Here is a 24801-nt window from a genome sequence, read left to right on the forward strand (position 1 = left end):
CAGGGCAGCATGGTCTGTGAATCAGTATAGAGATTGATCGCCTCTGAGGCTTTGCTTTTCGTCACTTATTGCCACTTTCGAGACTATCAGATAGCGCCAGCTTAATCGGTTCAACAGCGAAGGTCAGCCCTTTTTCACCATTATCAGCCACAACATAGCGGATCGGCCCTTCCGTCTCAGCGTAGTAGTGTTTGTCCTTGCCGCTGGCTAATAACGCCTGCAGCTTTTTCTGGCTCTGTTCGGGCGTTAAGCCCGGGGAAAAGTTACGAATCATCGCGGACATATACTCCATGGCCTTTGCTTTCGCCGCTTTTTGCTCGGGGCCCTGAATCGGTAGCCAGGTCACCTGCATCGACTTAATTTTCATCGTACCGCGCTCAAGGGCGGTGGAGGCGTAGAGGTTTTCGTTAATCTTGCTGGCGGCGCGGGTCAGGTTCAGATTGTCCCGGCGGGTGTCGATGGCGCGAAATTCGCCGAGCGGCAGGGTCGGGTTGTCCTGGTTAAATTTCTCGCGGAATTGGCTGATGGACTGGTCAAACGCGGGGGCGCCCGACAGCAGATAAGGCGCAGCGGCTGCCGCCTCTGGCTCGGCAGCAAAGGCCGTCGGACCGCTCAGGCAAATGGCCAGCAGGAGTAAAAATGGATAGCGCCGTGTCTTCATTCAGGTAACCCTTTTCGTCTTCAGCCGAATGATTAAAACGATAACTGCAGGTGTTGTCAAAAGCTGAGCGTAAAAGGGTAAACTACGTCCCTGATAAAAATAAGGAACCGGATATGACCCTGCAGCAGTGGTTGTTCTCGATTAACGGGCGCATTGGACGCCGCGACTTCTGGATTTGGATCGGCATCTGGGTGCTGGCAATGGTGGTGCTGTTCTCGCTCGCCGGTGGCGGGATGCTGAGCCTGCAAACGGCGGCCTTTATGCTGGTCTGCCTGCTGTGGCCGACGGCGGCGGTGACCGTTAAACGCCTGCACGATCGCGGCAAGTCAGGCTTCTGGGCGCTGATGATGATTGTCGCCTGGATGCTGCTGGCCGGTAACTGGGTGATGCTGACGGGCATCTGGGAATGGGCGGTAGGGCGCTTTATTCCGACGCTTATCATGGTGATGATGCTGATCGACCTGGGCGCGTTTGTCGGCACCCAGGGGGAAAACAAGTTCGGCAAGGACACCCAGACCGTTAAATACCGCTGATCACCAGTAGTGTTCGGCGGTCATATGGCCCGGCCGACGGCGCAGGTGTTTGGTCATCTGCCGGGTATCCTTCAGCAACTGCTGGGTGTCGCGCACCATTTGCGGGTTACCGCACAGCATCACATGGCTGGTTTCGGTGTTCATCGGCAGGCCGACGGCCGCTTCCAGCGCCCCGCTGTCGATCAGCGCCGGTACGCGGCCGGTCAGTGAACCGGGAATGGTTTCACGGCTGACCACGGTCTGAATACGCAGCTTGCCTTCATAGCGTTGCTGCAGCTCCAGCATTAATGGCAGATAGCTGAGGTCGGCGGCGTAGCGCACCGCGTGCACCAGTACCAGATGCTTAAAGCGCTCAAGATCTTTGCCTTCCTGCAGAATAGAGAGATACGGCCCAAGCGCGGTACCGGTCGCCAGCATCCACAGGGTTTCGCAGTCAGGCACTTCCTCAAGCACAAAGAAACCCGCTGCTTCGCTCACCACCTGAATCTCATCGCCCGGCTTCATTGCCGCCAGGTGCGGGCTGAGTTTACCTTCCGGGACGGTCACCAGGTAGAACTCAAGATCGGGGCTGGAAGGGGGATTAACGTAAGAGTAGGCGCGCTGGACGCGTTCGCCGTCAATCTCTAACCCCAGCTTGGCAAACTGCCCGGCGGTGAAGGGCAGAACAGGTGCATGAACGGTGAGGCTGAACAATGAATCGGTCCAGAACTCCACTTTTGTTACTTTTCCGGTAACCCAGTCCGCCATAATAATCTCCTGTTCTGATTGGATGCCCTATCTTCGCCACTCTGGCGGGAGATTTCCAGCCCAACGGGACCGGAAAGCTCTCAGAGATAAATCGTTACGGCTACAGAATATGGCGCTGCACGTCCGGGTCTTTGCGATCCAGGTAGTGAATCGACTTGATACGGCGGATGGTGCGTGATTTGCCGCGGATCAGCAGGGTTTCCGTGGTGGCCATATTGCCCTTGCGGGTAATCCCGTCCAGCAGATCGCCTTTCGTGATGCCGGTGGCGGAAAACACCACATTATCGTTGCGGGCCATATCGTCCAGGCGCAGGACGCGACCGGCTTCGATCCCCATGGCCTGGCAGCGGGCCAGCTCGCTTTCACCGATCAGACGGTTTTCCGGGCTGTCGCCTTTGACGTCGTGACGGGCCAGCAGGCGGCCGTGCATATCGCCGTCGAGGGCGCGGATCACGGCGGCAGAAATCACACCTTCCGGCGCGCCGCCGATACCGTACAGCACGTCGACTTCGCTGTCCGGCATACAGGTCAGAATCGAAGCGGCTACGTCACCGTCAGGAATGGCGAAGACGCGCACGCCGAGCTGCTGCATTTCAACGATGGTCGCATCATGGCGCGGTTTAGCGAGAATGGTGACCGTCAGTTCGCTCAGAGGCTTATCCAGCGCGGCGGCGATATTGCGCAGGTTTTCTGCCAGGGGAAGGTTAAGGTCGATGGCGCCTTTCGCACCGGGGCCGACAATCAGCTTCTCCATATACATATCCGGCGCGTTCAGGAAGCTGCCTTTGTCGCCGACGGCCAGTACCGCCAGAGCGTTGGCCTGGCCCATCGCCGTCATGCGGGTGCCTTCGATAGGGTCGACGGCGATATCTACCGCATCGCCCTCGCCGGTCCCGACTTTCTCACCGATATAGAGCATCGGCGCTTCATCGATTTCCCCTTCGCCAATGACGATGGTACCGTCGATATTGACCTGGTTCAGCATAATGCGCATGGCGTGGACCGCCGCGCCGTCGGCGATATTCTTATCGCCGCGGCCCAGCCATTTATAGCCGGCCAGGGCGGCGGCTTCGGTCACGCGGGAAAATTCGATGGCAAGCTCTCGTCTCATAACTCACTCGTTTAGCGGTAAAGATGACGCGCAGCGGATACTACGCATTGGAATAGCGTTCGGTTTCCGGCATCCAGCGGTCGATCAGCGCCGCGGCCTGTTCAGGGTAACGTTCATGAACGTGGCGGGCGATGCGCTGAACTTCGGGGATCATGGCCTGATCGCGCAGCAGGTCGGCGACCTTAAATTCGGCGTTGCCGGTCTGACGGGTGCCGAGCAGTTCGCCCGGCCCGCGGATCTCTAAATCTTTTTGCGCAATCACGAAGCCGTCGTTGCTGTCGCGCAGCACCTGGAGGCGCTTTTGCGCCGTTTTCGACAGGGGCGCTTTAAACAGCAGCACGCAGTGGGAGGCGACGGCGCCACGGCCGACGCGGCCTCTGAGCTGGTGGAGTTGCGCAAGGCCCAGACGCTCCGGGTTTTCGATAATCATCAGGCTGGCATTGGGCACGTCGACGCCCACTTCAATCACCGTGGTGGCGACCAGAAGATGCAGCTCGCCCGCTTTAAAGGCCTGCATTACCGCCTGTTTCTCTGTCGGTTTCATGCGTCCGTGGACCAGGCCAATATTCAGCTCCGGCAGGGTCAGCTTCAGCTCTTCCCAGGTGGCTTCGGCGGCCTGGGCTTCCAGCAGATCGGACTCTTCAATCAGGGTGCAGACCCAGTAGGCCTGACGGCCTTCGCCGGTACAGGCGCTGCGTACGCGGTCGATAATCTCGCTTCGGCGCGTATCGGGAATGGCAACGGTGGTCACCGGCGTACGGCCCGGCGGCAGTTCGTCAATGACGGAGGTATCAAGATCAGCGTAGGCGGTCATCGCCAGCGTACGTGGGATCGGCGTGGCGGTCATAATCAGCTGATGCGGGTGGAAACCCTGCTGCTCGCCTTTTTCCCGCAGCGCCAGACGCTGGTGGACGCCGAAACGGTGCTGTTCGTCAATAATCACCAGCGCCAGGCCGCTAAACTGTACCTGTTCCTGGAAAATCGCGTGGGTGCCGACCACCATCTGCACCTGACCGCTGGCAATGGCTTCCTGCTGTGCCAGGCGGGCTTTGCCCTTCTGTTTACCCGCCAGCCAGCCCACTTCAACGCCGAGCGGCGCAAACCAGCTGCGGAAGTTACTGGCGTGCTGCTCTGCCAGCAGTTCGGTCGGGGCCATCAGGGCGACCTGCTTGCCGTTGGCGATGGCCCGCAGCGCCGCCAGTGCCGCCACCAGGGTTTTGCCTGAGCCAACATCGCCCTGGACCAGGCGCATCATCGGCACGCTCTGAGCCATATCCTTTTCGATTTCCGCCACCACCCGCGCCTGAGCGCCGGTAGGTTTAAACGGCAGCGCCGCCAGCAGGCCTGCTTTGAGACTATCCTCGGCGCTGAGCGCCTGAGCATAATAGCGCTGAGCCCCGGCGCGTAGCGCCAGCATACTCAGGTTATGAGCCAGTAGCTCTTCGAGGATCAAACGCCGCTGGGCAGGATGCTGGCCGCTCTCAAGGTCGCTTAATTGTAACGACGGCGGCGGGCGGTGCAGGGTGCGCAGCGCGGCGGGCAGGCTGATCAGGCCCTGAGCGAGTTCCGGCGGCAGCAGTTCGCTGATGGCGCAGGTGTCCAGCAGATCCAGCGCCTGGTCAGTCAGCTTGCGCAGCGTTGCCTGCTTAATACCTTCCGTGGTCGGATAGACCGGCGTCAGGGTTTCCTGCAAATCCGGAGTGCTGAGATCGCCCTGTACCCGATACTCCGGGTGGATCATCTCCGCGCCGTATTTTCCGCGCTTCGCCTCACCGTAGGCCAGTACGCGGCGGCCGGTGGCGAGGCTGTTTTTCATCGCGGCGTTAAAGTTGAAAAAGCGCATCGTAAGGATGCCAGAGCCGTCGCTGATCTGGCAGGTCATCATCCGGCGGCCGCCGAAGGTGATATTGCTGTTGAGGACTTCGCCTTCCACGGTGGCGTAGATACCGGGCAGCAGGTCGCCTATCGGATAGAGCTGGGTGCGGTCTTCATAGCGCAGAGGCAGGTGGAGCAGGAGATCCTGCACCGTATGCAGGCCGATTTTGGCAAGCTTGCTGCTTTGCGCGGCGCCAACGCCCGTTAGTGAATTGAGTGGAATGGCGTCTAACAGGCGGCCTTTCATCGTTTACTTCGCCGCCTGCATAGTGGCCCACCATGCGGCATCGGCGTCGATTTCGCCCTGCGCATTGATATGGGGATAGGGCAGGCCTTTGCGTTTCGCCACTCTGGCCAGGACCGGATAGCCGCCTTCAAACAGCAGGCGCTGCTGCTCGTCCTGTTCCAGCAGGCTGTTTTCACGCCGGTACATCCCGGCGTTCTGCCGCTGGCGCTGGGCTTCATAAAGGATAAGGGCCGAGGCCACCGAGACGTTAAGAGACTGCACCATGCCAGTCATCGGGATAACAATATCCCGATCCGCCAGGTCCAGCGCTTCCCGGGTGATCCCGCTTTTCTCCTGGCCCATCAGAATACAGGACGGTTTCGTGTAGTCGACTTCGCGGAAATCTACTGCGTTATCAGAAAGATGCGTCGCGAGGATTTGCATACCGCTGCTTTTGAGGTGGGCAACAGCATCGCCGATGGTGGCGTGGGTTTTCAGCTTTACCCAGCTGCTGCTGCCTGCGGCGGCGGAGAGGCCCGGACGCGCTTTGCTGTTCGCCCAGACGGCGTGGACTTCATGCACGCCGATGGCGTCTGCGGTGCGGACAATAGCGGACACGTTATGCGGTTTATGGACCTGCTCCATGCAGACCGTCAGATCGGGCTGACGTCTGGCGAGCATTTCACAGATCCGTTGATAACGTTCCGGGCTCATCGCGCTAGTTTCGGTTGCGGGTGACTTTAATCACGTCCGGCATCACGCGGATTTTGCGCATAATATTTGCCAGATGGACGCGATCGCGCGCCGTCAGACGAATAAAGGCGCTGTAGACGCGGCCGTCTTTCTCTTCGGTATTCAGGCTCTGAATATTGGAAGAGGCAGTGTTGATTGCCGCGGTCAGGTTAGCCAGCGCACCCTGGTGGTTGAACATATCCACCTTGATTTCGGTGATCAGCTCCTGGCCGGTGTCTTTGTCCCACTCCACCGCCATAAACTTCTCTGGCTCTTTCTGGTAGCCACGGATGTTACGACAGGACTCATGGTGGATAACCAGCCCTTTACCAGGGCTGACGTGGGCGATAATCGGGTCGCCGGGGATCGGACGACAGCACTTGGCGAAGGTGATTAACACCCCGTCAGCGCCTTTAATCGGCAGGTGACCGCTCTGGGTTCCCAGTGAGGTTGCACCGTCTTCGCCCTGCTGCAGATTTCTTGCCACGACGACGCTCATGGCGTTGCCGAGGCCGATTTCCGCCAGCAGATCGTCAAGGGTGGCGAGCTTCATGCGGTCGATTTCGCGCTGGATATTATCCTGCGGGATTTCGGCCAGCTTGCGGCTGCCGCCAAGGGCATGATTCAGCAGGCGACGACCCAGGCTGACGGAGTCATCGCGCTTGAGGTTTTTCAGCATCTGGCGAATTTTGGCGCGTGCTTTCGAGCTGACGACAAAGTTCAGCCAGGCCGCGTTTGGACGTGCGCCCGGTGCGGTGATGATTTCTACCGTCTGGCCGCTGGTCAGGGACTGGGACAGCGGATAAGGCTGTCGGTCGACGCGTGCGCCAACGCAGGCGTGGCCGATGTCCGTATGCACCGCATAGGCGAAGTCCACCGGCGTGGCGCCCGCAGGCAGTTCGACAATGCGGCCTTCCGGGGTGAAAACGTAAATCTCATCCGGGAAAAGATCGGATTTAACGCTCTCGATAAATTCAAAGGAGCTGCCCGCGCTCTGTTGAAGTTCCAGCAGGCTCTGCAGCCAGCGCTGGGCGCGAATTTGCGCAGTGGTGCTGCTTTCGACGTGCTCTTTATAAGCCCAGTGTGCCGCAACCCCCATCTCCGCCATCTGGTCCATATCCTCAGTGCGGATCTGCACCTCAACCGGAACGCCGTGCGGGCCGATCATCGAGGTGTGCAGGGACTGATATCCGTTCGCCTTGGGGATAGCGATATAGTCTTTCACGCGACCCGGACGTGGCTTATAGAGGCTGTGCATCTGGCCGAGTACGCGGTAGCAGGTATCCAGATCGTGGACAATCACGCGGAAGGCGTAGATATCCATGATCGAGTGAAAACGCTGCTCTTTCAGCACCATTTTGCAGTAGATCGAGTAGAGATGCTTTTCGCGACCGCTGACGCGGCAGGCGATTCCCGCTTCCTGAAGACGCCCTTCGATTTCCGACAGGATCTTCTGAATCATCTCTTTACGGTTGCCACGTGCGGCTTTCACTACCTCTTTGATCACCCGGAAGCGGTTTGGGTACAGCGCCTCAAAACCCAGCTCTTCCAGCTCGGTTTTAATGTGATGAATACCTAAACGGTGTGCCAGGGGGCTGTAGATCTCGAGGGTTTCACGGGCGATGCGGCGACGTTTGTCCGGGCGAAGAGAGCCCAGGGTGCGCATATTGTGGGTGCGGTCGGCAAGCTTGATAAGGATGACGCGGATATCCTGCACCATCGCCATAATCATCTTGCGGAAGTTTTCGGCCTGCGCCTCTTTTTTATCCTGGAACTTGAGCTTATCAAGTTTGGATACCCCTTCCACCAGCTCGGCAACGCTTTTGCCAAACAGCTGTTCCATATCCTGGTAGGTGGCAGGGGTGTCTTCAATCACGTCATGCAGCAGCGCGGCCATCAGCGTTTCATGGTCGAGTTTCATCTCGGCCAGAATAGAGGCCACCGCTACCGGATGCGTGATGTAGGGTTCACCGCTTGAACGTGTCTGGCCCTCGTGAGCGTCACGTGCAACGAGATACGCCTGCTGGAGACGCTTAATCTGGTCTTCCGGCAGGTAGGTTTGAATCAGCTGATTCAGGCTTTCAAACAGATACAAGGGCGACCCGCAGGTTTAATTAACGACGACCTTCAGCAATGGCAGTGACGGCCTGCAGTTCTGCGGCTTCCTGCTCTTGCTGTTCCTGGCGCTCACGTACGTCGAGGATCTGGTTGGTGATCAGACCTTCTTCGATTTCGCGCAGTGCGATAACGGTGGTTTTATCGTTTTCTTCCGGTACCAGCGGATCTTTACCGCCTGTCTGCATCTGACGAGCGCGACGCGCGGCGACCAGAACCAGGTCAAAACGGTTACCAATTTTCTCTACAGCGTCCTGAACAGTTACGCGTGCCATATTTAAAATGCTCCACAGGTGAAGAAATGACTGGGCATGATACTGAAAGTGGTGTCAGTCTGCCAACAGTTTGCTGATTAAAGCGTCATGTCGCTGCTTTTGGCGGCCCATGCGCAGACGTTCGGCGCGAATAATGGTTTTCAGATCGCCCAGGGCGGTATCGAAATCATCATTCACAATAAGGTAATCATATTCGGCGTAGTGACTCATTTCCGCTACGGCCAGCGCCATGCGCTTGCCGATGACCTCTTCGCTATCCTGACCGCGACCGCGCAGGCGGCGATCCAGCTCGTCTTTCGACGGCGGCAGAATAAAGATACTGCGTGCCTGAGGCATTTTTACGCGAATTTGCTGCGCGCCCTGCCAGTCGATATCCAGGAACACATCCACGCCGGTAGCCAGTACCTGCTCAATGGTTTCGCGTGAGGTGCCGTAGTAGTTACCAAACACTTCCGCGTGTTCCAGAAACGCTTCTCTGCCAATCATCGTCCGGAAATCGTCGTGATTCACAAAGAAATAGTGTTCCCCGTGCACTTCACCCGGACGCGGCGCACGCGTGGTGTGTGAAACAGAAACCTGGGTGTCGTACAGCGGCTGGGTTTTTAATAAAGCCTGAATCAGGCTGGATTTACCCGCCCCGCTGGGGGCTGAAACAATATAAAGCGTACCTTGGGCCATGAGAGTCTTGTGTATGTGCGTGTGAATAAGGGCTTACATACGGGCTCATTATACACGGCGGCGCTGCGCGACGTAGCCTTTGTCACACTTTTTCAGGCGGATTATTCGATTATGCGGCGGGTTTTCCTGTTTTCTCCTCCGATTACAGCAACCTGATAAAAAAGCCACGAGCCTCTACGCAGAGCTGATTTTTGCGGCTCGCGTGCCTTTCCTCTCCTCGGTTATATCTTCCGCAACGACTTCGGGAGGGACGGCTATGTGGCAAAGGATGATCGGCGCGGTACTCATTCTGCTGTACTGCGCGCAAGGCCTGGCGGATTGCCCGGTATGGTCGCCCGCCAGGGCGCAGCAGGAGGTCACGCGCCTGCATCAGCAGCTTGCGCAATGGAATGACGACTACTGGAAGCAGGGTGCCAGCGCGGTAAACGATGAGGTCTATGACCGGCTCAGCGAGCGGCTGGCGTACTGGCGGCGCTGTTTTTCCCTGACGGCGGTCGACGATATGGAAACGCCGCCTATTGTCGGCACCGTTATTCATCCCGTTGCCCATACGGGCGTGCGCAAACTGGCGGATGAACGCCAGCTTGCCCGCTGGATGGCGAATAAAGGGGAGCTGTGGGTGCAGCCCAAAGTCGATGGGGTTGCGGTCACCCTGGTCTATCGCAACGGAGTATTGCAGCAGGCGATCAGTCGGGGCAACGGCCTGAAGGGCGAAGACTGGACGGCAAACGTCCGGCAGATCCCGTCGATTCCGCAGCGCGTTACGGGCGCGTTTGCCAATAGCGTGCTGCAGGGGGAGCTGTTTTTGCTGCGCGAAGGGCATAGCCAGAAGCGGATGGGCGGGATTAACGCCAGGTCGAAGGTTGCCGGTGCCATGATGCGCAACGCGCCTTCGCCTTTACTGCGGGAAATCGGCCTCTTCGTCTGGGCCTGGCCGGACGGCCCGGCGAACATGACGCAGAGGCTGGCTGAGCTTCGTACCGGAGGCTTCGGGCTGAGCGCTCGTTACACCCTGCCGGTGAAGGATGTACAGGCCGTTGCCGAACAACGCTCCCGCTGGTTCAGCGAACCGCTGCCTTTTGTGACCGACGGCGTGGTGGTCAGAACGGCGACGGAACCCGATGGGCAGCACTGGATGCCCGGGCAGGGGGAGTGGATCGTGGCCTGGAAATATCCGCCCGTCGCTCAGGTAGCCGACGTCCGGGCGATTCAGTTTGCCGTCGGGCGCACCGGCAGGCTGGCGGTGGTGGCGCAGCTTGAGCCGGTACAGCTGGATGATAAACGGGTACAAAGGGTGAACATCGGCTCGCTGAAGCGCTGGAATACGCTCGATATCGCACCGGGGGATCAGGTCCAGGTCAGCCTTGCCGGGCAGGGGATCCCCAGGATTGACCGTGTTGTATGGCGCTCCACCGTGCGCCATAAGCCGACGCCGCCGGAAGCGGAATTGACCTCGCTGACGTGTTTTTACGCCTCCGTTGGCTGTGCGGAGCAGTTTATCGCCCGGCTGGTATGGCTGGGTTCTGCGCAGGGACTCAATATAGAAGGCATCAGCGAGGCGAGCTGGCGATTGCTGCATCAGACGCACCGCTTCGGTCATATCTTCTCCTGGCTGGCGCTGACCAAAGCCCAGCTGCAGGCGACGCCGGGTATCTCGCCTGCCAGAGGAGAACTACTCTGGCACTGTTTTAATCTGGTACGTGACCGGCCGTTTATTCGCTGGGTCAACGTGATGGGGATCCCGCTCACTCAGGCGGCATTAAATGCGCTGGGTGCCAGCCACTGGCAGGAACTTATTGCGCGTAGCGACAGACAGTGGCGAACGTTGCCAGGCGTGGGAGATGAACGCGTTCGGCAGCTACAGCGCTGGCTTACTCACGAGGATATCGCGGCGCTGGCCGAGTGGCTGGCGGGACAGGGGATTTCGGGGTTTGTGGGGCGGTGATAGCGGGTCTCAGACGGTGGGAATAAGAAGCCCACTTACGGGGCCGTCCATTTAACGAGGTTCATGTATTAGCATGATACTGCGGTTTATTCGATTGAATCTTGTGTGGTGAGTCTTTTTAAACCGTGGGTTAAGTGAGGTTGGGCTGTGAGGTCGTATCTGGTCGCTATTGAATAGGATGGGTAACTACGCATAAACATTTGCTTCGTTTAGCCGATAACATTACACATCAAAATGTGTTGATCAGTTATCTGGGTGTTTCCGGGTAGGATGTATTTCTGTCAAACAGGGATTTTAAGATGCGATTTTTCTATAATTTTTTGTTTTTATTATTGGTATGTACTCTGTCCGGCTGTACAGGATATGGATATATACCACTCACTGAAGAGTGGTATCACTCGGAAGCAAAATTTACAACTGTTGCGGTCAGAGCTGCTGATATAAGTACCCTCAGTACTACTGATGGCAGCAAGATTCCTGACACCCTTCGGGTATATGAGCATCCTTTCGGTTTTCGTTATTCAAAGGCGCTGGATGGTGATTATATCAGCTATTATAGTGAACCGGGCAACATGACGGGGTTTGTCATGAGAGGTGGGCCGGGGAAAGAAAATATTGATAAGAGAATAAAAGAATTGGCGGATTTTTTGCAGTGGTCACGACTGGAAAAAACGGAGAGAATAGCGACCCAGGGGATAAAAATAACAAGAAAAGGGGATGAGTATATTTATCTGGAGCGACCAGATGGCCCGGTACTTATGTTTAGAAAAGCAGGTTCATATGCACAGTGCATGTTTTCTTATTCTTGCTATGCAGTCCAAATAACACCTCGAGCAGCATCAATAATGATCATTGAGTTTTCAGCAGTTAAGCGCGAGAAATTTAATTGATTTTTTGATATCTACACTTGATGGTGTTTATTTTTTTGGGAGGCACAAACCCGGAAGCAGAATGATATCAGCTAAGTGGGAGCGTGTTTCAACAGAATGCACTGGCAATCCTCTATGCACAGGAGTGAGTAGTGGATTCGCCAGTTTCGGTTTGGCACGAGCCCTGAACTGGCTGACTATAACAGCGAACGGTCTCATGAATCCCTGCATAACCTGACGCCGGAAGAATACCGGGTGATGGCTGAAAACAAGCAAATCTCAAAAAGTGCGTGGAGCCAAAACGGGTATGCTTACATCCTGACTAAATTTCATAGGGGGACTACATGGTTATAAACGTACTTTTCTGCCTGGTAAAGCTAAAACCCTCCCCATCATACTCCCCACTTATCAGTGTTTTTTGTTGGATTGAGATAGTCTTTTAGATACTGTCATTTAAATAAAAAAGCCCATAAAGCATGGGCTTGTGTAATTCAATGGATTTTGAGAGAACTTACTCGATATTCTGAATCTGCTCGCGCATTTGCTCGATCAGCACTTTCAGCTCAATGGCGGCATTGGTGACGTCAGCATTGATAGATTTTGATGCCAGAGTGTTCGACTCGCGGTTGAACTCCTGCATCATAAAGTCGAGGCGGCGGCCAACGGCCTCTTTTTTCTTCAGGATGTTGTAGGTTTCTTTAACGTGCGCTTCCAGACGATCCAGTTCTTCGGCAACGTCGATACGCTGCGCCATCAGGACCAGTTCCTGCTCCAGGCGGTTGTTTTCCAGCTGAACCTGCGCGTCTTCCAGTTTGGCGACCAGACGTTCACGCTGCCACACGAGGATTTCCGGCATATGCGAGCGAACCCTGACCACTTCGTCACTGACGCCCTGCAGACGCTGCTCAATCAGCGCTTTTAACGCCTGCCCTTCGGTTTCGCGGGCTTCGATAAAGTCGTCCAGTGCGCCGTCGAGGGCAGAAAGGATTTCGGCGGTGATGGCGTCCAGATCCTGCTCCTGAGCAGACATCACGCCCGGCCAGCGCAGGATATCAACCGGGTTAATTTCCCCTTCGTCGCTCTGCATTTTGACCCAGTTCGCAGCGGTAACCAGCTGTTTAGCCAGTTTTTCATTCAGCAGCAGCTCTCCCTGGGCGCTGGCGTCCGGCTCAAAGCGCAGGTTGCATTCAACTTTACCGCGCGTCAGGCGGGCACGGATACGCTCGCGGACCACCGGCTCAAGGCTACGGAACTGTTCCGGCATGCGGAAATAGGTTTCCAGATAACGCTGGTTTACCGAGCGCAGTTCCCAGGAGGCAGAGCCCCATGTACCTTTGATTTCCCGGCGGGCGTAGGCGGTCATGCTGCGGATCATAGACGTTCCTGTTTTTAAAGAAGAGATGGGGGATTATAGCTTTCACGGCCCTTGCAGGATAGGAATAAGCTCGGGAAGTCCGTATAATGCGCAGCCACATTCGTCATCGCCGGAGAAATCATCATGCGTCCAGCAGGCCGTAGCGTTCATCAGGTTCGCCCTATCACCCTGACCCGTAATTACACAAAACACGCAGAAGGCGCCGTGCTGGTTGAGTTTGGTGAGACCAAAGTGCTCTGTACCGCCACCGTTGAAGAGGGCGTGCCGCGCTTTCTGAAAGGCCAGGGCCAGGGCTGGATCACTGCCGAATACGGTATGTTGCCGCGCGCCACCCACACCCGTAACGCCCGCGAAGCGGCGAAGGGGAAACAGGGCGGCCGCACCATGGAAATCCAGCGTCTGATTGCCCGCGCTCTGCGTGCGGCGGTCGATCTGAAAGCGCTTGGTGAATTCACCATTACCCTCGACTGCGACGTTATTCAGGCCGATGGCGGTACCCGTACCGCGTCCATTTCCGGCGCCTGTGTGGCGCTGGCCGATGCCCTGAACGGCCTGGTTGCCGCCGGTAAACTGAAGGCCAGCCCGCTGAAAGGAATGGTGGCAGCGGTCTCCGTGGGCATCGTCAATGGAGAAGCGCTCTGCGATCTGGAGTACGTTGAAGACTCCGCGGCAGAAACCGATATGAACGTGGTGATGACCGAAGATGGCCGCATGATTGAAGTCCAGGGCACCGCCGAAGGCGAACCGTTCAGTCATGAAGAGTTATTGACCCTGCTGGCGCTGGCCAGAGGGGGAATCGAATCCATTGTCGTCGCCCAGAAGGCGGCGTTAGAAAATTAAAATTGAAGGCGACTGAAGAGTCGCCTTTTTTTTGTCTGTAGAAAAGTGAGGAGCAAATCCATGAAACCGTATCAGCGCCAGTTTATTGAATTTGCGCTTAACAAGCAGGTCCTGAAGTTCGGCGAGTTCACCCTGAAATCCGGGCGCAAAAGCCCCTATTTCTTCAACGCCGGGCTGTTTAACACCGGGCGCGATCTGGCACTGTTAGGCCGTTTTTACGCCGAGGCGCTGGTGGATTCTGCGATCGATTTCGACCTGCTGTTTGGCCCGGCCTATAAAGGCATCCCGATTGCCACGACGACCGCCGTGGCGCTGGCTGAGCATCACGAGCGCGATGTGCCTTACTGCTTTAACCGCAAAGAGGCCAAAGACCACGGCGAAGGCGGCAGCCTGGTGGGTAGCGCGCTACAGGGCCGCGTGATGCTGGTGGATGATGTGATCACCGCCGGTACCGCGATCCGTGAGTCGATGGAAATTATCCAGGCCAACGGCGCCACTCTGGCCGGCGTGTTGATTGCGCTGGACCGCCAGGAGCGTGGGCGTGCGGATATCTCGGCGATTCAGGAAGTCGAGCGGGACTACGGCTGTCAGGTGATTTCGATTATCACCCTGAAAGAGCTGATTAGCTGGCTGGAAGAGAAGCCGGAGATGGCCGACCATCTGGCTTCGGTCCGCGCCTACCGCGAGCAGTTCGGCGTTTAAGACGTTCACCCGGCAGCCTGGCTGCCGGGTATCACGCGTTACAGCAGCTTCGCGCCCTGGGTATTAACATACAGCGCGTAGATCGAGGTGCTGGAGGCCATAAACAGGCGGTTGCTGGCCCGTCCGCCGAAGCAGAGGTTAGCGCAGCGCTCTGGCAGATGGATCATGCCGATAGCCTTCCCTGCGGTGTTAAAGACCCGCACGCCGTCGAGCTCTTCCGTTCCCATTCCCCAGCCGCACCACAGATTGCCGTCGATATCGCAGGCAATACCGTCCGCCGTACCGTTGCCGCAGTCGATATGCACCCGCCGATTTTTCAGCTGGTTATCCACCACGTCCCACGCCAGAATCAGGCGATTGGGCGTAGCCCGGCTCTCCACGACATAGAGGATTTTTTCATCCGGGGAAAAACAGATCCCGTTCGGGCCTTTCACATCGCCGACAGCGACGCTGAGCTTGCGGGTTTCCGGGTCCAGACGATAGACGTTCTGCGGCAGTTCAGGTTTAGCCTGATGTCCTTCATAAAACCCGGCGATGCCAAACGGCGGATCGGTAAACCAGATGGAGCCGTCCGACTTCACCACGATATCGTTGGGGGAGTTAAACGGTTTGCCCTCAAATCCGTCCGCCAGCACGGTAATGGTGCCGTCGTATTCGGTTCGGGTAATGCGCCGGGTGTCGTGCTCGCAGCTGATGAGTCGCCCCTGGCGATCGCGGGCGTGGCCGTTAGCGAAGTTCGACGGCTGGCGGAATACGCTGGTTTCACCGGTTATCTCATCCCAGCGCATAATGGCGTTGTTGGGGATATCGCTCCAGAGCAACATCCGGCTATCGCCAAACCAGACCGGACCTTCCGCCCAGCGGCAGCCGGTGGCGATTTGCTCTACTTTTGCGCTGGAGAGCATATAGCCGCGAAAGCTGTCATCCAGGGCAGCGATACGCGGGTCGGGGTAGCGGGGCGAGGGTTCCCATGAGGCGAAGCTTTTTGGGCTGAGGAGCAGGGAGGCGGTTGCAATGCCGCCCAGTTTTAACAGTTCACGCCGGGATGTGGCCATCCGGTCTCTCCTTATCTGTAGGGTATCTGGCTTATTATTTTGTTTAGGTACAGCGATCCTTCCAGAGGGAGGGTAGAGAATGTGCCGGGGCAGAACATCTGGCAATTAAACGAATGTTCCTGGGCTTTTTTACAAAGCGTAAGATGAACGACGGGAATAAAAGAATGCAGCCGTCGTGGCTGCACCTGTATTACTGGAGCTGTGCAGAAAGCAGCGGCCAGCGTGCATCGAAATCATCGGTCGGGCGATATTTAAATTCGCTGCGCACGAAGCGAGAGAGCATCCCTTCACAGTAGGCCATTAGCTGGCTGGCGAGCAGAGATTCATCGGTAATATAGCCTTCGCCTTCACGCATTTTGCGCTCGCGCAGAACCTGGCGCAGCTGGGCTTCGATACGTTCGAACAGCTGGTTAATCCGCCCCTGCAGGCGATCCTGTTCAAACATCAGCGCGTGGCCGGTCAGGATGCGGGTCAGGCCAGGGTTGCGTTCACCAAAGCCCAGAACCAGCAGGACAATCAGGCGTAAACGCCCGTTGGTGTCCTTCTCGTCTTTGAGGATCAGGTTAATGCGGGTGGTCAGGCTGTCTTCGATAAACTCAATCAGGCTATCGAACATCCGCGTTTTGCTGGGGAAATGGCGATACAGCGCCGCTTCCGACACGCCGACAGAGGCCGCCAGTTTCGCGGTCGTGATGCGCTGGCTACCGTCACTGGATTCCAGCATCAGCGCCAGAGACTGAAGTATTTCTTCGCGACGATTCCTTTTCGCAGTTTGTTTTTCTGCCATGTTACAAAATACCCCAGAAAATAAGCACTTGTCAGGCGAGCACCCACACAGCGACCGCAAACCGGGCCTGCGATGATGTTATGGCATTATTACGCCGTGGGATGCGTTTAAACAGACACACCCGCACTCAGAATAAAGGCGGGTGTGGTTAAGGGCGACTTACTGGCGCCCTGAGTGGCCGAAGCCACCCTCGCCACGATCCGTGGCGTCAAAATCGGTGACCAGGTTAAATTCAGCCTGTACGACCGGCACGAATACCATCTGCGCGACGCGTTCGCCCGGCTGAATGGTAAAGCTATCCTGCCCACGGTTCCAGACGGAAACCATCAGTTGACCCTGGTAGTCAGAGTCGATCAGGCCCACCAGATTGCCCAGTACAATACCATGCTTATGACCCAGGCCGGAGCGCGGCAGGATCACCGCCGCCAGAGACGGGTCGGCGATATGAATGGCCAGGCCGGTTGGCAGCAGAGTGGTGGCACCCGGCGCCAGCTCTACGGCGTCATCGAGACAGGCACGCAGGTCAAGTCCGGCAGAGCCGGAGGTGGCATAGGTTGGCAGCGGGAACTGCTGGCCAATACGCGGGTCCAGAATCTTAACGTCGATTTTTTTCATCATAGCGGGTAACGATCTCGTCCAGTAATAGTTCGCCCAGGCGCTCTTTGCGCTCCAGCGGCAGAGGCTTGTCGCCGTCATGCCAGAAAAGGTGCAGGGCATTGCTGTCGCTGTTAAACCCCTGACCGGCAAGCGATACATCGTTTGCACAGATCAGATCGAGGTTTTTGCGGGCGCGTTTTTGCCGGGCATATTCTTCCACATTATTTGTTTCTGCGGCAAATCCTACCACATAGGGTCGGTTGGCCTGGAGGGCACCGACGCCGGCGACAATGTCCGGATTTTTAACCATTTTTATGATTAATTCATCGCCCTGTTTTTTAATTTTTTGATCGGCAATTTCCATCGCCCGATAGTCGGCAACCGCCGCACAGCCGATAAAAATATGCTGCGACTGGGCACCGGCCTGCACGGCCGCTTCCATTTCCAGGGCGGTAACGACGTCCACGCGCTGAACAAATGGCGGCGTCGGCAACGACACCGGACCGCTGACCAGCGTGACGTTAGCGCCGCGCCGTGCCGCTGCTGCCGCAATGGCGAAGCCCATCTTACCGGAGCTGAGATTGGTGATATAGCGCACCGGATCCAGCGGCTCACGGGTCGGGCCTGCGGTAATCATGATATTCAGATGTTGCAGGTCTTTGACAGGCGAGAAATGCCCTGCGGCCATCTCAACGATGGTCATCGGGTCGAGCATGCGTCCCGGCCCCACGTCGCCGCAGGCCTGGCTGCCGCTATCCGGGCCCCACACCAGCAGGCCGCGAGAGGCGATGACGCCAAGATTATGCTGGGTCGCCGTGGCCCGGTACATCTGCTGATTCATGGCCGGAACCACCGCCACAGGCGACGGCGTTGCCAGGCAAATGGTTGTCACCAGATCGTTAGCCATACCGGCTGCAATACGGGCGATTAAGTCTGCCGTTGCCGGGGCAAGAATGACCAGATCGGCCCATTTGCCCAGTTCGATATGGCCCATTGCCGCTTCCGCAGCCGGATCGAGCAGACTATCGGAAACCGGATAGCCTGAAACGGCCTGCAGGCTCAGCGGCGTGATAAAGGCTTTTGCGGCATCGGTCATTACTACCCGGACATCCGCGCCGCGATCGCGCAGACGACGTACCAGCTCAGGCGTTTTGTAGGCGGCAATGCCGCCGCTCACGCCGAGAACAATCTTTTTACCGGCCAGGCTCATCATGCTTCTTTCCTGTTTGGGTTCACCACAAGACGAGGATTTTATCACAATACCAGGTTCGTCGTGCGCACGGTCCGCATTCACTTTGCGAGCCACCGCGTAACTGCGTTATTCGTCCATCGTCCGGCGAAATCCGCTGTGGCAACATAGGCCAGGTGACGAAGGAGAACGAGTCTATGGAACTGACGGATCGGCTATTACCGCGTGAAAAGATGCTGCGTTTTGGAATTGATGCGTTGAGCGACGTAGAGCTACTGGCGCTGTTTTTACGCACCGGCAGCCAGGGGAAAAATGTAATGACGCTGGCCCGCGACCTACTGCAGCATTTCGGCTCGCTGTATGATTTACTCTCGGCGGACCTGGCGGAGTTCCATGCCATACGCGGTATCGGGGTCGCCAAGTATGCGCAGCTGCGCGGCGTTGCCGAACTGGCACGACGCTATTACAGCGTTCGTGTGCTGGCGGAGCAGACCCTGATGAGCCCGGAACTGACGCGGGAATTTTTACAAAGCCAGCTCACCGGCGAAGAGCGCGAGATCTTTATGGTGATCTTTCTCGACACCCAGAATCGGGTGCTGAAGCACTGCCGGATGTTTTCCGGCACCCTGAGCCACGTCGAGGTCCATCCGCGCGAGATCGTCCGCGAAGCGATTAAAGTTAACGCAGCGGGGGTGATCCTTGCGCACAATCATCCTTCTGGTCGCGCTGAACCGAGTCGTTCTGATAAACTTATCACCGAAAGAGTGGTAAAGTGCTGTCGCTTCATGGATATTCGGGTGCTCGACCATCTGGTGATCGGTCGCGGAGAGTACGTTTCTTTTGCTGAACGTGGTTGGATTTAGACCATTCTGCACGATCCATTGGGATCTTTGTCTGTTCGGGACTTGAGCACACCGCTGATGCAGCGTATACTACGCCACCTTTGAGAATCTCGGGTTTGGCATTATGGGCCTGGCACTGTGGGTTCGCATTGAACCGCCAGAGACCAGGCTTGCAGCCTGACGAGGCGCCATAACCCTATACGAAGCTCGAGCTAATTTGATTTTTGGAGAATAGACATGTCCCGAGTCTGCCAAGTTACTGGCAAGCGTCCGGTGACCGGTAATAACCGTTCCCACGCACTGAACGCGACCAAACGCCGTTTCCTGCCGAACCTGCACTCTCACCGTTTCTGGGTTGAGAGCGAGAAGCGTTTTGTCACCCTGCGCGTATCTGCTAAAGGTATGCGTGTAATCGATAAAAAAGGCATCGATACAGTTCTTTCTGAACTGCGTGCCCGTGGCGAAAAGTACTAAGTACTTAGAGGAAATAAATCATGGCTAAAGGTATTCGTGAGAAAATCAAGCTGGTTTCTTCTGCTGGTACTGGTCACTTCTATACCACCACGAAGAACAAACGTACTAAGCCGGAAAAACTGGAACTGAAAAAATTCGATCCAGTTGTACGCCAGCATGTACTGTACAAAGAAGCTAAAATTAAATAATTTTAGTGGATTGTATGAAAACCCCGCTTCGGCGGGGTTTTTGTGTTTTAAGGGCCGGGAGAAGACAGCATGCCGGAATTACCAGAGGTAGAAACCAGCCGCCGCGGCATTGAGCCCCATCTGGTCGGGGCGACCATTTTGCACGCGGTGGTACGCAACGGACGGCTGCGCTGGCCGGTGTCGGAAGAGATCCATCGTCTGAGCGACGTTCCGGTGCTGAGCGTGCAGCGGCGCGCAAAGTACCTGCTGCTGGAGTTGCCCGACGGCTGGATCATCATCCATCTGGGGATGTCCGGTAGCCTGCGCGTGCTCACTGAAGAGTTGCCCCCGGCAAAACATGACCACGTCGATCTGGTGATGAGCAACGGCAAAGTGCTGCGTTATACCGATCCGCGTCGTTTCGGCGCATGGCTGTGGACGCCGGTGCTGGAAGGGCACAATGTACTGGCACATCTGGGCCCGGAGCCGCTGAGTGACGACTTTAACGCTGACTACCTGCAGCAGAAGTGCGCGAAGAAGAAAACCGCCATCAAACCCTGGCTGATGGATAACAAGCTGGTGGTGGGCGTCGGCAATATCTATGCCAGCGAATCCTTGTTTGCCGCCGGGATCCATCCCGATCGGCTGGCTTCTTCTCTTTCTCAGCGTGAATGTGAACTGCTGGTTCAGGTGATCAAGGCCGTACTGCTGCGATCGATCGAACAGGGCGGCACGACCCTGAAAGATTTTCTGCAAAGTGACGGAAAGCCGGGATATTTTGCGCAGGAATTGCAGGTCTACGGCCGTAAAGGCGAACCCTGCCGCGTATGTGGGACGCCGATTGTGGCGACAAAGCATGCTCAGCGTGCGACCTTTTACTGCCGCCGCTGTCAGAAGTAGCGTCTACAGCTTCGCCAGCAGCGCCTGGTGAACGTTGGCAGGCAGGAAGTGGGTGACATCACCCTGGTGGCGCGCCACTTCCTTGACCAGCGACGACGAGATAAATGACCACTCTGTCGACGGCATCAGGAACACGCTCTCCAGCTCCGGCATCAGATGGCGATTCATATGCGCCAGCTGCATCTCATATTCGAAGTCCGCCACCGCACGCAGACCGCGGATCAGGATGTTCGCCTGTTGACTGCGAGCGAAGTTAGCCATCAGATCGCTAAACCCCACCACCTCGATGTTGTCCAGATGCGACGTCGCCTCCGTGGCTAACGCCACGCGCTCTTCCAGGTCGAACAGTGGTTTTTTACTCGGACTGGCGGCTATCGCCAGCACGACCTTGTCAAACATCCCGGCCGCACGGGTAATGATATCGATATGGCCGTTAGTGATGGGATCGAAGGTTCCCGGGTAGATCGCCCGTTTTTCCATGACAGCCCTCAGTGGGTTTTGGGTGGCAGGTAAGGTTCCAGTAGTTGCAGCAGGCGCTGTAACGCCCCCTGGTTTTGGTAGAGCACTTCAACCGCATGGCGACCATAAAAATTACGATAATCTTCATCGGTCAGCAAAGAGGAGACCTCTTTTACCAGGCCCGGGGCATCGGTGACGGTGATTAATCCACTTGCCTGCCCCAGACGCGCGCAAATATCTTTGAAGTTAAAGGTATGCGGGCCCATCAGTACGGGGATGGCGTGTGCTGCCGCTTCTAAAGGATTGTGGCCCCCGCGTTCAACCAGCGAACCGCCGACAAAAGCAAGGTCGGCAATACCGTACAGCAGCATCAGTTCACCCATGGTATCGCCAACCACCACCTGGGTGCCTGAAGAGGGCACTTCCCCCGATGAACGTGTGGTATAGCTTAGCCCAGCCTGGCGAACAAGGTTAATCGCATCCGGAAAACGTTCAGGATGTCGGGGGACCAGAATCAGTAAAAGACTGGGGAACTGGTGCAATAACGCCTGATGCGCAGCGATAATAATGCTTTCTTCACCATCGTGAGTGCTGGTAGCAATCCATACCGGGCGATGCGGCGCCCACTGGCGACGTAACGTCACCGCTTTTGCCGCAAGCTGTGGGGTAACAGAAATATCAAACTTCAGGCTACCGGTGACCGTCACCTGATTGTTTTTCGCACCCAGGGTGACAAAGCGTTCCCCATCTTCTTCATTCTGCGCGGCGATCAGCGTGATGCGGCGCAATAGTCGACCAACAAATTTACCCAGTTTCGCGTAGCCAGCTGCCGACCGGGCTGAAAGGCGTGCGTTGGCAATGACCAGCGGAATATGACGCTTGTCGAGGGCTGCAATCAGGTTTGGCCATAATTCCGTTTCCATAATTAACACCAGCTTGGGATCAACTTTATCCAGGAAACGGTTAAGGGCATCGGGCAAATCATAGGGCAGATAGACGTGCTGAACATCGCCACCAAAAGCGGAGTGAACGCGCTCTGAACCTGTTGGTGTCATTGTGGTAACGGTGATGGGCAGCTGGGGATAGCGATGCCGCAGAGCACGCACTAAAGGGATCGCCGCCAGGGTTTCCCCGACGGAGACAGAGTGCAGCATAATGCCGCCGGGCTTCAGCGGGTTACGGTAAAAACCGTAGCGCTCACCCCAGCGTTTACGATAGGCCGGAGCTTTACGTCCGCGCACCCAAAGCCGTATCCAAATAAATGGCTGAATAAGATAGAAAAGGGCGGTGTAAAGCAATGCGAGCATAGTAAATAGCTGACCTGTGGATGTGCTGGGATTCTATGTATTTAGTAGTGGCTTTACCATCATTTTTATCCAGGTTGTACTAAAACGCCTGAATTGACAAGGTATTGTTCAGGTAAACCATTATCCGCTTCCTCAAAAAATCACAGTCTACAGACTTAATGCATTGTGCGGTATTCGTTGGCCATCAAAATAAAATGGCTTTATCCTTATGTTTTTTAATGATTATTTTTGTTTTTGTGCAAAAAACAATCATTTCGGATCGAGTGTTAATTAATGATATACTACTGCGAAATTTCAGATAGCTGGCAGCCTTAAACACCTGGAAACTCAGGGGATGCCCTGGGAAGCATGGTCAGAGACGACGACGCTTTTGTGGACCAGGCCGGGTATGTCTGGCGACGCGACGCGGGTATTATCGCATGGTCATTGCTCTTTGTTTGTACAAGTATTTTCCCTATGGCGGGTTACAGCGTGATTTCTTGCGGATTGCCCATACGCTAGCGGCACGGGGCCATGATGTTAAGGTTCTTACCCAGCAATGGCAGGGTGAGCGTCCTGAGGGCCTTGAAATCATCCTTTTCCCGGTAACATCCAGAACTAATCATGGGAAAAATGAACAGTACTACCAATCAGTTAAACAGTATTTAAGCCAGCACGCTGTCGATCGTGTCGTGGGGTTTAATAAAATGCCCGGGCTTGATGTCTACTATGCTGCCGATGTGTGTTATGCGGAAAAAGTCGCCCGTGAGAAAGGTTTTTTTTACAGGCTAACGCGCCGTTACAGGCATTACGCCGCGTTCGAAAAAGCCACCTTTCAGCAAGGTGCTCACACGCAGTTATTGATGTTAACGAATAAGCAAATCGGTGATTTTAAAAATTATTACCGGACTGAGAGTCAACGCTTTCATATTTTACCGCCGGGGATATATCCGGACCGGAAATACAGCCAGCAGCCTGAAAACAGCCGACAGACTGTCAGGGCAAAACATGATATTGGGTCGGAACAGTTTTTGCTCCTACAGGTGGGATCGGATTTTAAACGTAAGGGTGTGCCAAGAACACTGTTGGCGGTCGCCTCTTTACCTGATGGAATACGCCTGCGTACGCAGCTGATGGTGGTAGGCCAGGATAAAGACGATCGCTACCGTGCTCAGGCGCGTCGGTTGGGTATTGAGAAGCAGGTCCAGTTCTTCTCAGGACGTGATGATATTGCTGAACTGATGTCTGCTGCTGATTTGCTGCTTCATCCTGCCGTTCAGGAAGCCGCGGGTATTGTATTGCTGGAGGCTGTTGTTGCAGGGCTACCGGTATTGACCACCGAAGTGTGCGGATATGCTGATTATATCAATGCCGCCCAATGCGGAGTGGTGATTCCTGAGCCTTTTGAGCAAATCAAGCTGGATAACGCACTTCGTGAAGCGCTGGAAAATGCTGCGCTGAGAGAGGGCTGGGCCAACAGTGCACGACATTTTGCCGATACAGAAGATCTCTACAGCCTGGCGGATAAAGCTGCAGATATCATTTTAGGTCATTGAGAATGATTGAGTTAAAAGAACCATTCGCCACACAGTGGCAAGGCAAAGATCCGTTTACGGAAGTTCGTAAGCTTGATGGTGAGGTATTCCGCGCCCTTGAAACGCGGCGTACTCTGCGGTTTGAGATGATGGGCAAGGGATATTTCCTTAAATATCACCATGGTACGACCTTAAAGGAAGTGCTAAAAAACCTTATTTCTTTGCGTATGCCTGTTCTGGGTGCAGACCGGGAGTGGCTGGCGATTCATCGTCTGAAAGCGCTAAATGTTGATACGATGACCGGCGTTGCCTTTGGGCAGAAGGGCGTGAATCCCTTACGGCGGACATCATTTATTATCACGGAAGATCTTTCGCCAGCCGTCAGCCTGGAAGATTTTTGCGCCGGATGGCGTGTAGAACGCCCTGCGTTTACCGTTAAGCGCACCATTATTGCCCGTGTGGCGGAGATGGTAAGGAACATGCACCGTGGTGGAGTAAACCATCGGGATTGTTATATCTGTCACTTTTTACTGCAGCTGCCGCTGCCAGCAAATATTGCGGATATCACGCTGTCAATGATCGACCTGCATCGCGCACAGATACGTCGCCAGGTACCTCGCCGTTGGCGTGATAAGGACCTGATTGGACTCTATTTTTCTTCGCTTGATATCGGGTTAACATCCCGGGATATTTATCGATTTTTACGCATTTATTTCTCAATGCCATTGCGTGAAATTTTCCGTCTGGAAGCTGCATTGTTTGAACGAGCTATTACAAAAGCGCAAAAAATAAAGCACAGAACAATAAGAAAAGCGTTATGAATATA

Annotated in this window: 27 protein-coding genes; 12 read left to right on the forward strand and 15 right to left on the reverse strand. The window is 55.8% G+C overall.

The window, feature by feature from the left end:
* Positions 1-61 precede the first annotated feature (61 nt).
* Positions 62-661 (reverse strand): DUF1454 family protein, encoded by a 600-nt coding sequence (locus tag EDF81_RS18670; RefSeq protein WP_123349667.1) that lies wholly within the window; start codon positions 659-661, stop codon positions 62-64.
* A gap of 113 nt (positions 662-774) precedes the next feature.
* On the opposite strand from EDF81_RS18670, the gene EDF81_RS18675 reads away from it, so the two are divergent.
* On the forward strand, positions 775-1194 hold the full coding sequence (locus EDF81_RS18675) for a DUF805 domain-containing protein (protein WP_123349668.1): 420 nt from the start codon (positions 775-777) through the stop codon (positions 1192-1194).
* Here EDF81_RS18675 and fpr read toward each other — a convergent pair whose 3' ends face one another.
* The 7 genes from fpr to gmk all read right to left on the reverse strand — a co-directional run bounded on the left by fpr (position 1195) and on the right by gmk (position 8953).
* A complete protein-coding gene (gene fpr, locus EDF81_RS18680) occupies positions 1195-1941 on the reverse strand; it encodes a ferredoxin--NADP(+) reductase (RefSeq protein WP_123349669.1) in 747 nt (248 codons plus the stop codon). It abuts the gene before it with no gap.
* 100 nt (positions 1942-2041) lie between these two features.
* A complete protein-coding gene (gene glpX, locus EDF81_RS18685) occupies positions 2042-3052 on the reverse strand; it encodes a class II fructose-bisphosphatase (RefSeq protein WP_123349670.1) in 1011 nt (336 codons plus the stop codon).
* Between the two features lie 40 nt (positions 3053-3092).
* Complete coding sequence (gene recG / locus EDF81_RS18690; RefSeq protein ID WP_123349671.1) at positions 3093-5174, reverse strand: ATP-dependent DNA helicase RecG; 2082 nt, start codon at positions 5172-5174, stop codon at positions 3093-3095.
* A gap of 3 nt (positions 5175-5177) precedes the next feature.
* The gene (gene trmH / locus EDF81_RS18695) at positions 5178-5867 is read right to left on the reverse strand and encodes a tRNA (guanosine(18)-2'-O)-methyltransferase TrmH (RefSeq protein WP_123349672.1); all 690 of its coding nucleotides are present in this window, start codon (positions 5865-5867) and stop codon (positions 5178-5180) included.
* Positions 5868-5871: 4 nt separating this feature from the next.
* Positions 5872-7980 carry a bifunctional GTP diphosphokinase/guanosine-3',5'-bis pyrophosphate 3'-pyrophosphohydrolase gene (gene spoT / locus EDF81_RS18700; protein ID WP_123349673.1) on the reverse strand — a complete coding sequence of 703 codons (2109 nt, stop codon included), beginning with the start codon at positions 7978-7980 and terminating at the stop codon, positions 5872-5874.
* A 19-nt stretch (positions 7981-7999) separates the two neighbouring features.
* Positions 8000-8275: a DNA-directed RNA polymerase subunit omega gene (rpoZ, locus tag EDF81_RS18705; RefSeq protein WP_123349674.1), complete on the reverse strand. Its 276-nt coding sequence runs from the start codon at positions 8273-8275 to the stop codon at positions 8000-8002.
* A gap of 54 nt (positions 8276-8329) precedes the next feature.
* The gene (gene gmk / locus EDF81_RS18710) at positions 8330-8953 is read right to left on the reverse strand and encodes a guanylate kinase (protein WP_123349675.1); all 624 of its coding nucleotides are present in this window, start codon (positions 8951-8953) and stop codon (positions 8330-8332) included.
* Between the two features lie 256 nt (positions 8954-9209).
* Between gmk and ligB the strand changes: the two genes are divergently transcribed.
* From ligB to EDF81_RS24385, 3 genes are all read left to right on the forward strand, one after another.
* Complete coding sequence (gene ligB / locus EDF81_RS18715) at positions 9210-10898, forward strand: NAD-dependent DNA ligase LigB (protein ID WP_260232733.1); 1689 nt, start codon at positions 9210-9212, stop codon at positions 10896-10898.
* A gap of 299 nt (positions 10899-11197) precedes the next feature.
* Positions 11198-11788, forward strand: coding sequence for a hypothetical protein (locus EDF81_RS18720; RefSeq protein WP_123349677.1), 591 nt, complete (start codon positions 11198-11200; stop codon positions 11786-11788).
* Positions 11789-11956: 168 nt separating this feature from the next.
* Complete coding sequence (locus EDF81_RS24385) at positions 11957-12121, forward strand: IS3 family transposase (protein WP_404851504.1); 165 nt, start codon at positions 11957-11959, stop codon at positions 12119-12121.
* Positions 12122-12278: 157 nt separating this feature from the next.
* Here the strand turns inward: EDF81_RS24385 and EDF81_RS18725 are convergent, their stop codons facing one another.
* Positions 12279-13142, reverse strand: a complete 864-nt coding sequence (locus tag EDF81_RS18725) for a YicC/YloC family endoribonuclease (RefSeq protein ID WP_123349678.1) — start codon at positions 13140-13142, stop codon at positions 12279-12281.
* A gap of 123 nt (positions 13143-13265) precedes the next feature.
* Between EDF81_RS18725 and rph the strand changes: the two genes are divergently transcribed.
* Together rph and pyrE are read left to right on the forward strand one after the other, a co-directional pair.
* Positions 13266-13982, forward strand: a complete 717-nt coding sequence (rph, locus tag EDF81_RS18730) for a ribonuclease PH (protein ID WP_123349679.1) — start codon at positions 13266-13268, stop codon at positions 13980-13982.
* A 60-nt stretch (positions 13983-14042) separates the two neighbouring features.
* Positions 14043-14684 (forward strand): orotate phosphoribosyltransferase, encoded by a 642-nt coding sequence (pyrE, locus tag EDF81_RS18735; RefSeq protein ID WP_123349680.1) that lies wholly within the window; start codon positions 14043-14045, stop codon positions 14682-14684.
* A gap of 38 nt (positions 14685-14722) precedes the next feature.
* On the opposite strand, the gene EDF81_RS18740 is transcribed toward pyrE, so the two are convergent.
* The 4 genes from EDF81_RS18740 to coaBC all read right to left on the reverse strand — a co-directional run bounded on the left by EDF81_RS18740 (position 14723) and on the right by coaBC (position 18333).
* A complete protein-coding gene (locus EDF81_RS18740; RefSeq protein ID WP_123349681.1) occupies positions 14723-15739 on the reverse strand; it encodes an SMP-30/gluconolactonase/LRE family protein in 1017 nt (338 codons plus the stop codon).
* A 190-nt stretch (positions 15740-15929) separates the two neighbouring features.
* Positions 15930-16526 (reverse strand): nucleoid occlusion factor SlmA, encoded by a 597-nt coding sequence (gene slmA / locus EDF81_RS18745; RefSeq protein WP_123349682.1) that lies wholly within the window; start codon positions 16524-16526, stop codon positions 15930-15932.
* A gap of 159 nt (positions 16527-16685) precedes the next feature.
* Positions 16686-17144 (reverse strand): dUTP diphosphatase, encoded by a 459-nt coding sequence (gene dut / locus EDF81_RS18750; RefSeq protein ID WP_123349683.1) that lies wholly within the window; start codon positions 17142-17144, stop codon positions 16686-16688.
* Positions 17122-18333 (reverse strand): bifunctional phosphopantothenoylcysteine decarboxylase/phosphopantothenate--cysteine ligase CoaBC, encoded by a 1212-nt coding sequence (gene coaBC, locus EDF81_RS18755; protein WP_123349938.1) that lies wholly within the window; start codon positions 18331-18333, stop codon positions 17122-17124. The genes dut and coaBC overlap by 23 nt, the downstream gene beginning before the upstream one ends.
* A gap of 176 nt (positions 18334-18509) precedes the next feature.
* Here coaBC and radC point away from each other — a divergent pair, with 176 nt between their 5' ends.
* From radC to mutM, 4 genes are all read left to right on the forward strand, one after another.
* Positions 18510-19175 (forward strand): DNA repair protein RadC, encoded by a 666-nt coding sequence (radC, locus tag EDF81_RS18760; RefSeq protein WP_123349684.1) that lies wholly within the window; start codon positions 18510-18512, stop codon positions 19173-19175.
* A 216-nt stretch (positions 19176-19391) separates the two neighbouring features.
* Entirely contained in the window at positions 19392-19628 is a 237-nt protein-coding gene (gene rpmB / locus EDF81_RS18765; protein WP_002436699.1) for a 50S ribosomal protein L28, read from the forward strand.
* Positions 19629-19648: 20 nt separating this feature from the next.
* A complete protein-coding gene (rpmG, locus tag EDF81_RS18770) occupies positions 19649-19816 on the forward strand; it encodes a 50S ribosomal protein L33 (RefSeq protein WP_003024094.1) in 168 nt (55 codons plus the stop codon).
* Between the two features lie 69 nt (positions 19817-19885).
* Positions 19886-20695, forward strand: coding sequence for a bifunctional DNA-formamidopyrimidine glycosylase/DNA-(apurinic or apyrimidinic site) lyase (gene mutM, locus EDF81_RS18775; RefSeq protein ID WP_123349685.1), 810 nt, complete (start codon positions 19886-19888; stop codon positions 20693-20695).
* A 3-nt stretch (positions 20696-20698) separates the two neighbouring features.
* On the opposite strand, the gene coaD is transcribed toward mutM, so the two are convergent.
* Both coaD and waaA read right to left on the reverse strand, forming a co-directional pair.
* Complete coding sequence (gene coaD, locus EDF81_RS18780; protein WP_123349686.1) at positions 20699-21175, reverse strand: pantetheine-phosphate adenylyltransferase; 477 nt, start codon at positions 21173-21175, stop codon at positions 20699-20701.
* An 8-nt stretch (positions 21176-21183) separates the two neighbouring features.
* The gene (gene waaA / locus EDF81_RS18785; RefSeq protein WP_123349687.1) at positions 21184-22461 is read right to left on the reverse strand and encodes a lipid IV(A) 3-deoxy-D-manno-octulosonic acid transferase; all 1278 of its coding nucleotides are present in this window, start codon (positions 22459-22461) and stop codon (positions 21184-21186) included.
* Positions 22462-22880: 419 nt separating this feature from the next.
* On the opposite strand from waaA, the gene EDF81_RS18790 reads away from it, so the two are divergent.
* Together EDF81_RS18790 and rfaP are read left to right on the forward strand one after the other, a co-directional pair.
* Positions 22881-23996, forward strand: coding sequence for a glycosyltransferase family 4 protein (locus EDF81_RS18790; protein WP_123349688.1), 1116 nt, complete (start codon positions 22881-22883; stop codon positions 23994-23996).
* A 2-nt stretch (positions 23997-23998) separates the two neighbouring features.
* Positions 23999-24796: a lipopolysaccharide core heptose(I) kinase RfaP gene (gene rfaP / locus EDF81_RS18795; RefSeq protein ID WP_123349689.1), complete on the forward strand. Its 798-nt coding sequence runs from the start codon at positions 23999-24001 to the stop codon at positions 24794-24796.
* Positions 24797-24801: the final 5 nt, after the last annotated feature.

The sequence above is a fragment of the Enterobacter sp. BIGb0383 genome, assembly GCF_003751845.1.
Lineage (GTDB): Bacteria > Pseudomonadota > Gammaproteobacteria > Enterobacterales > Enterobacteriaceae > BIGb0383.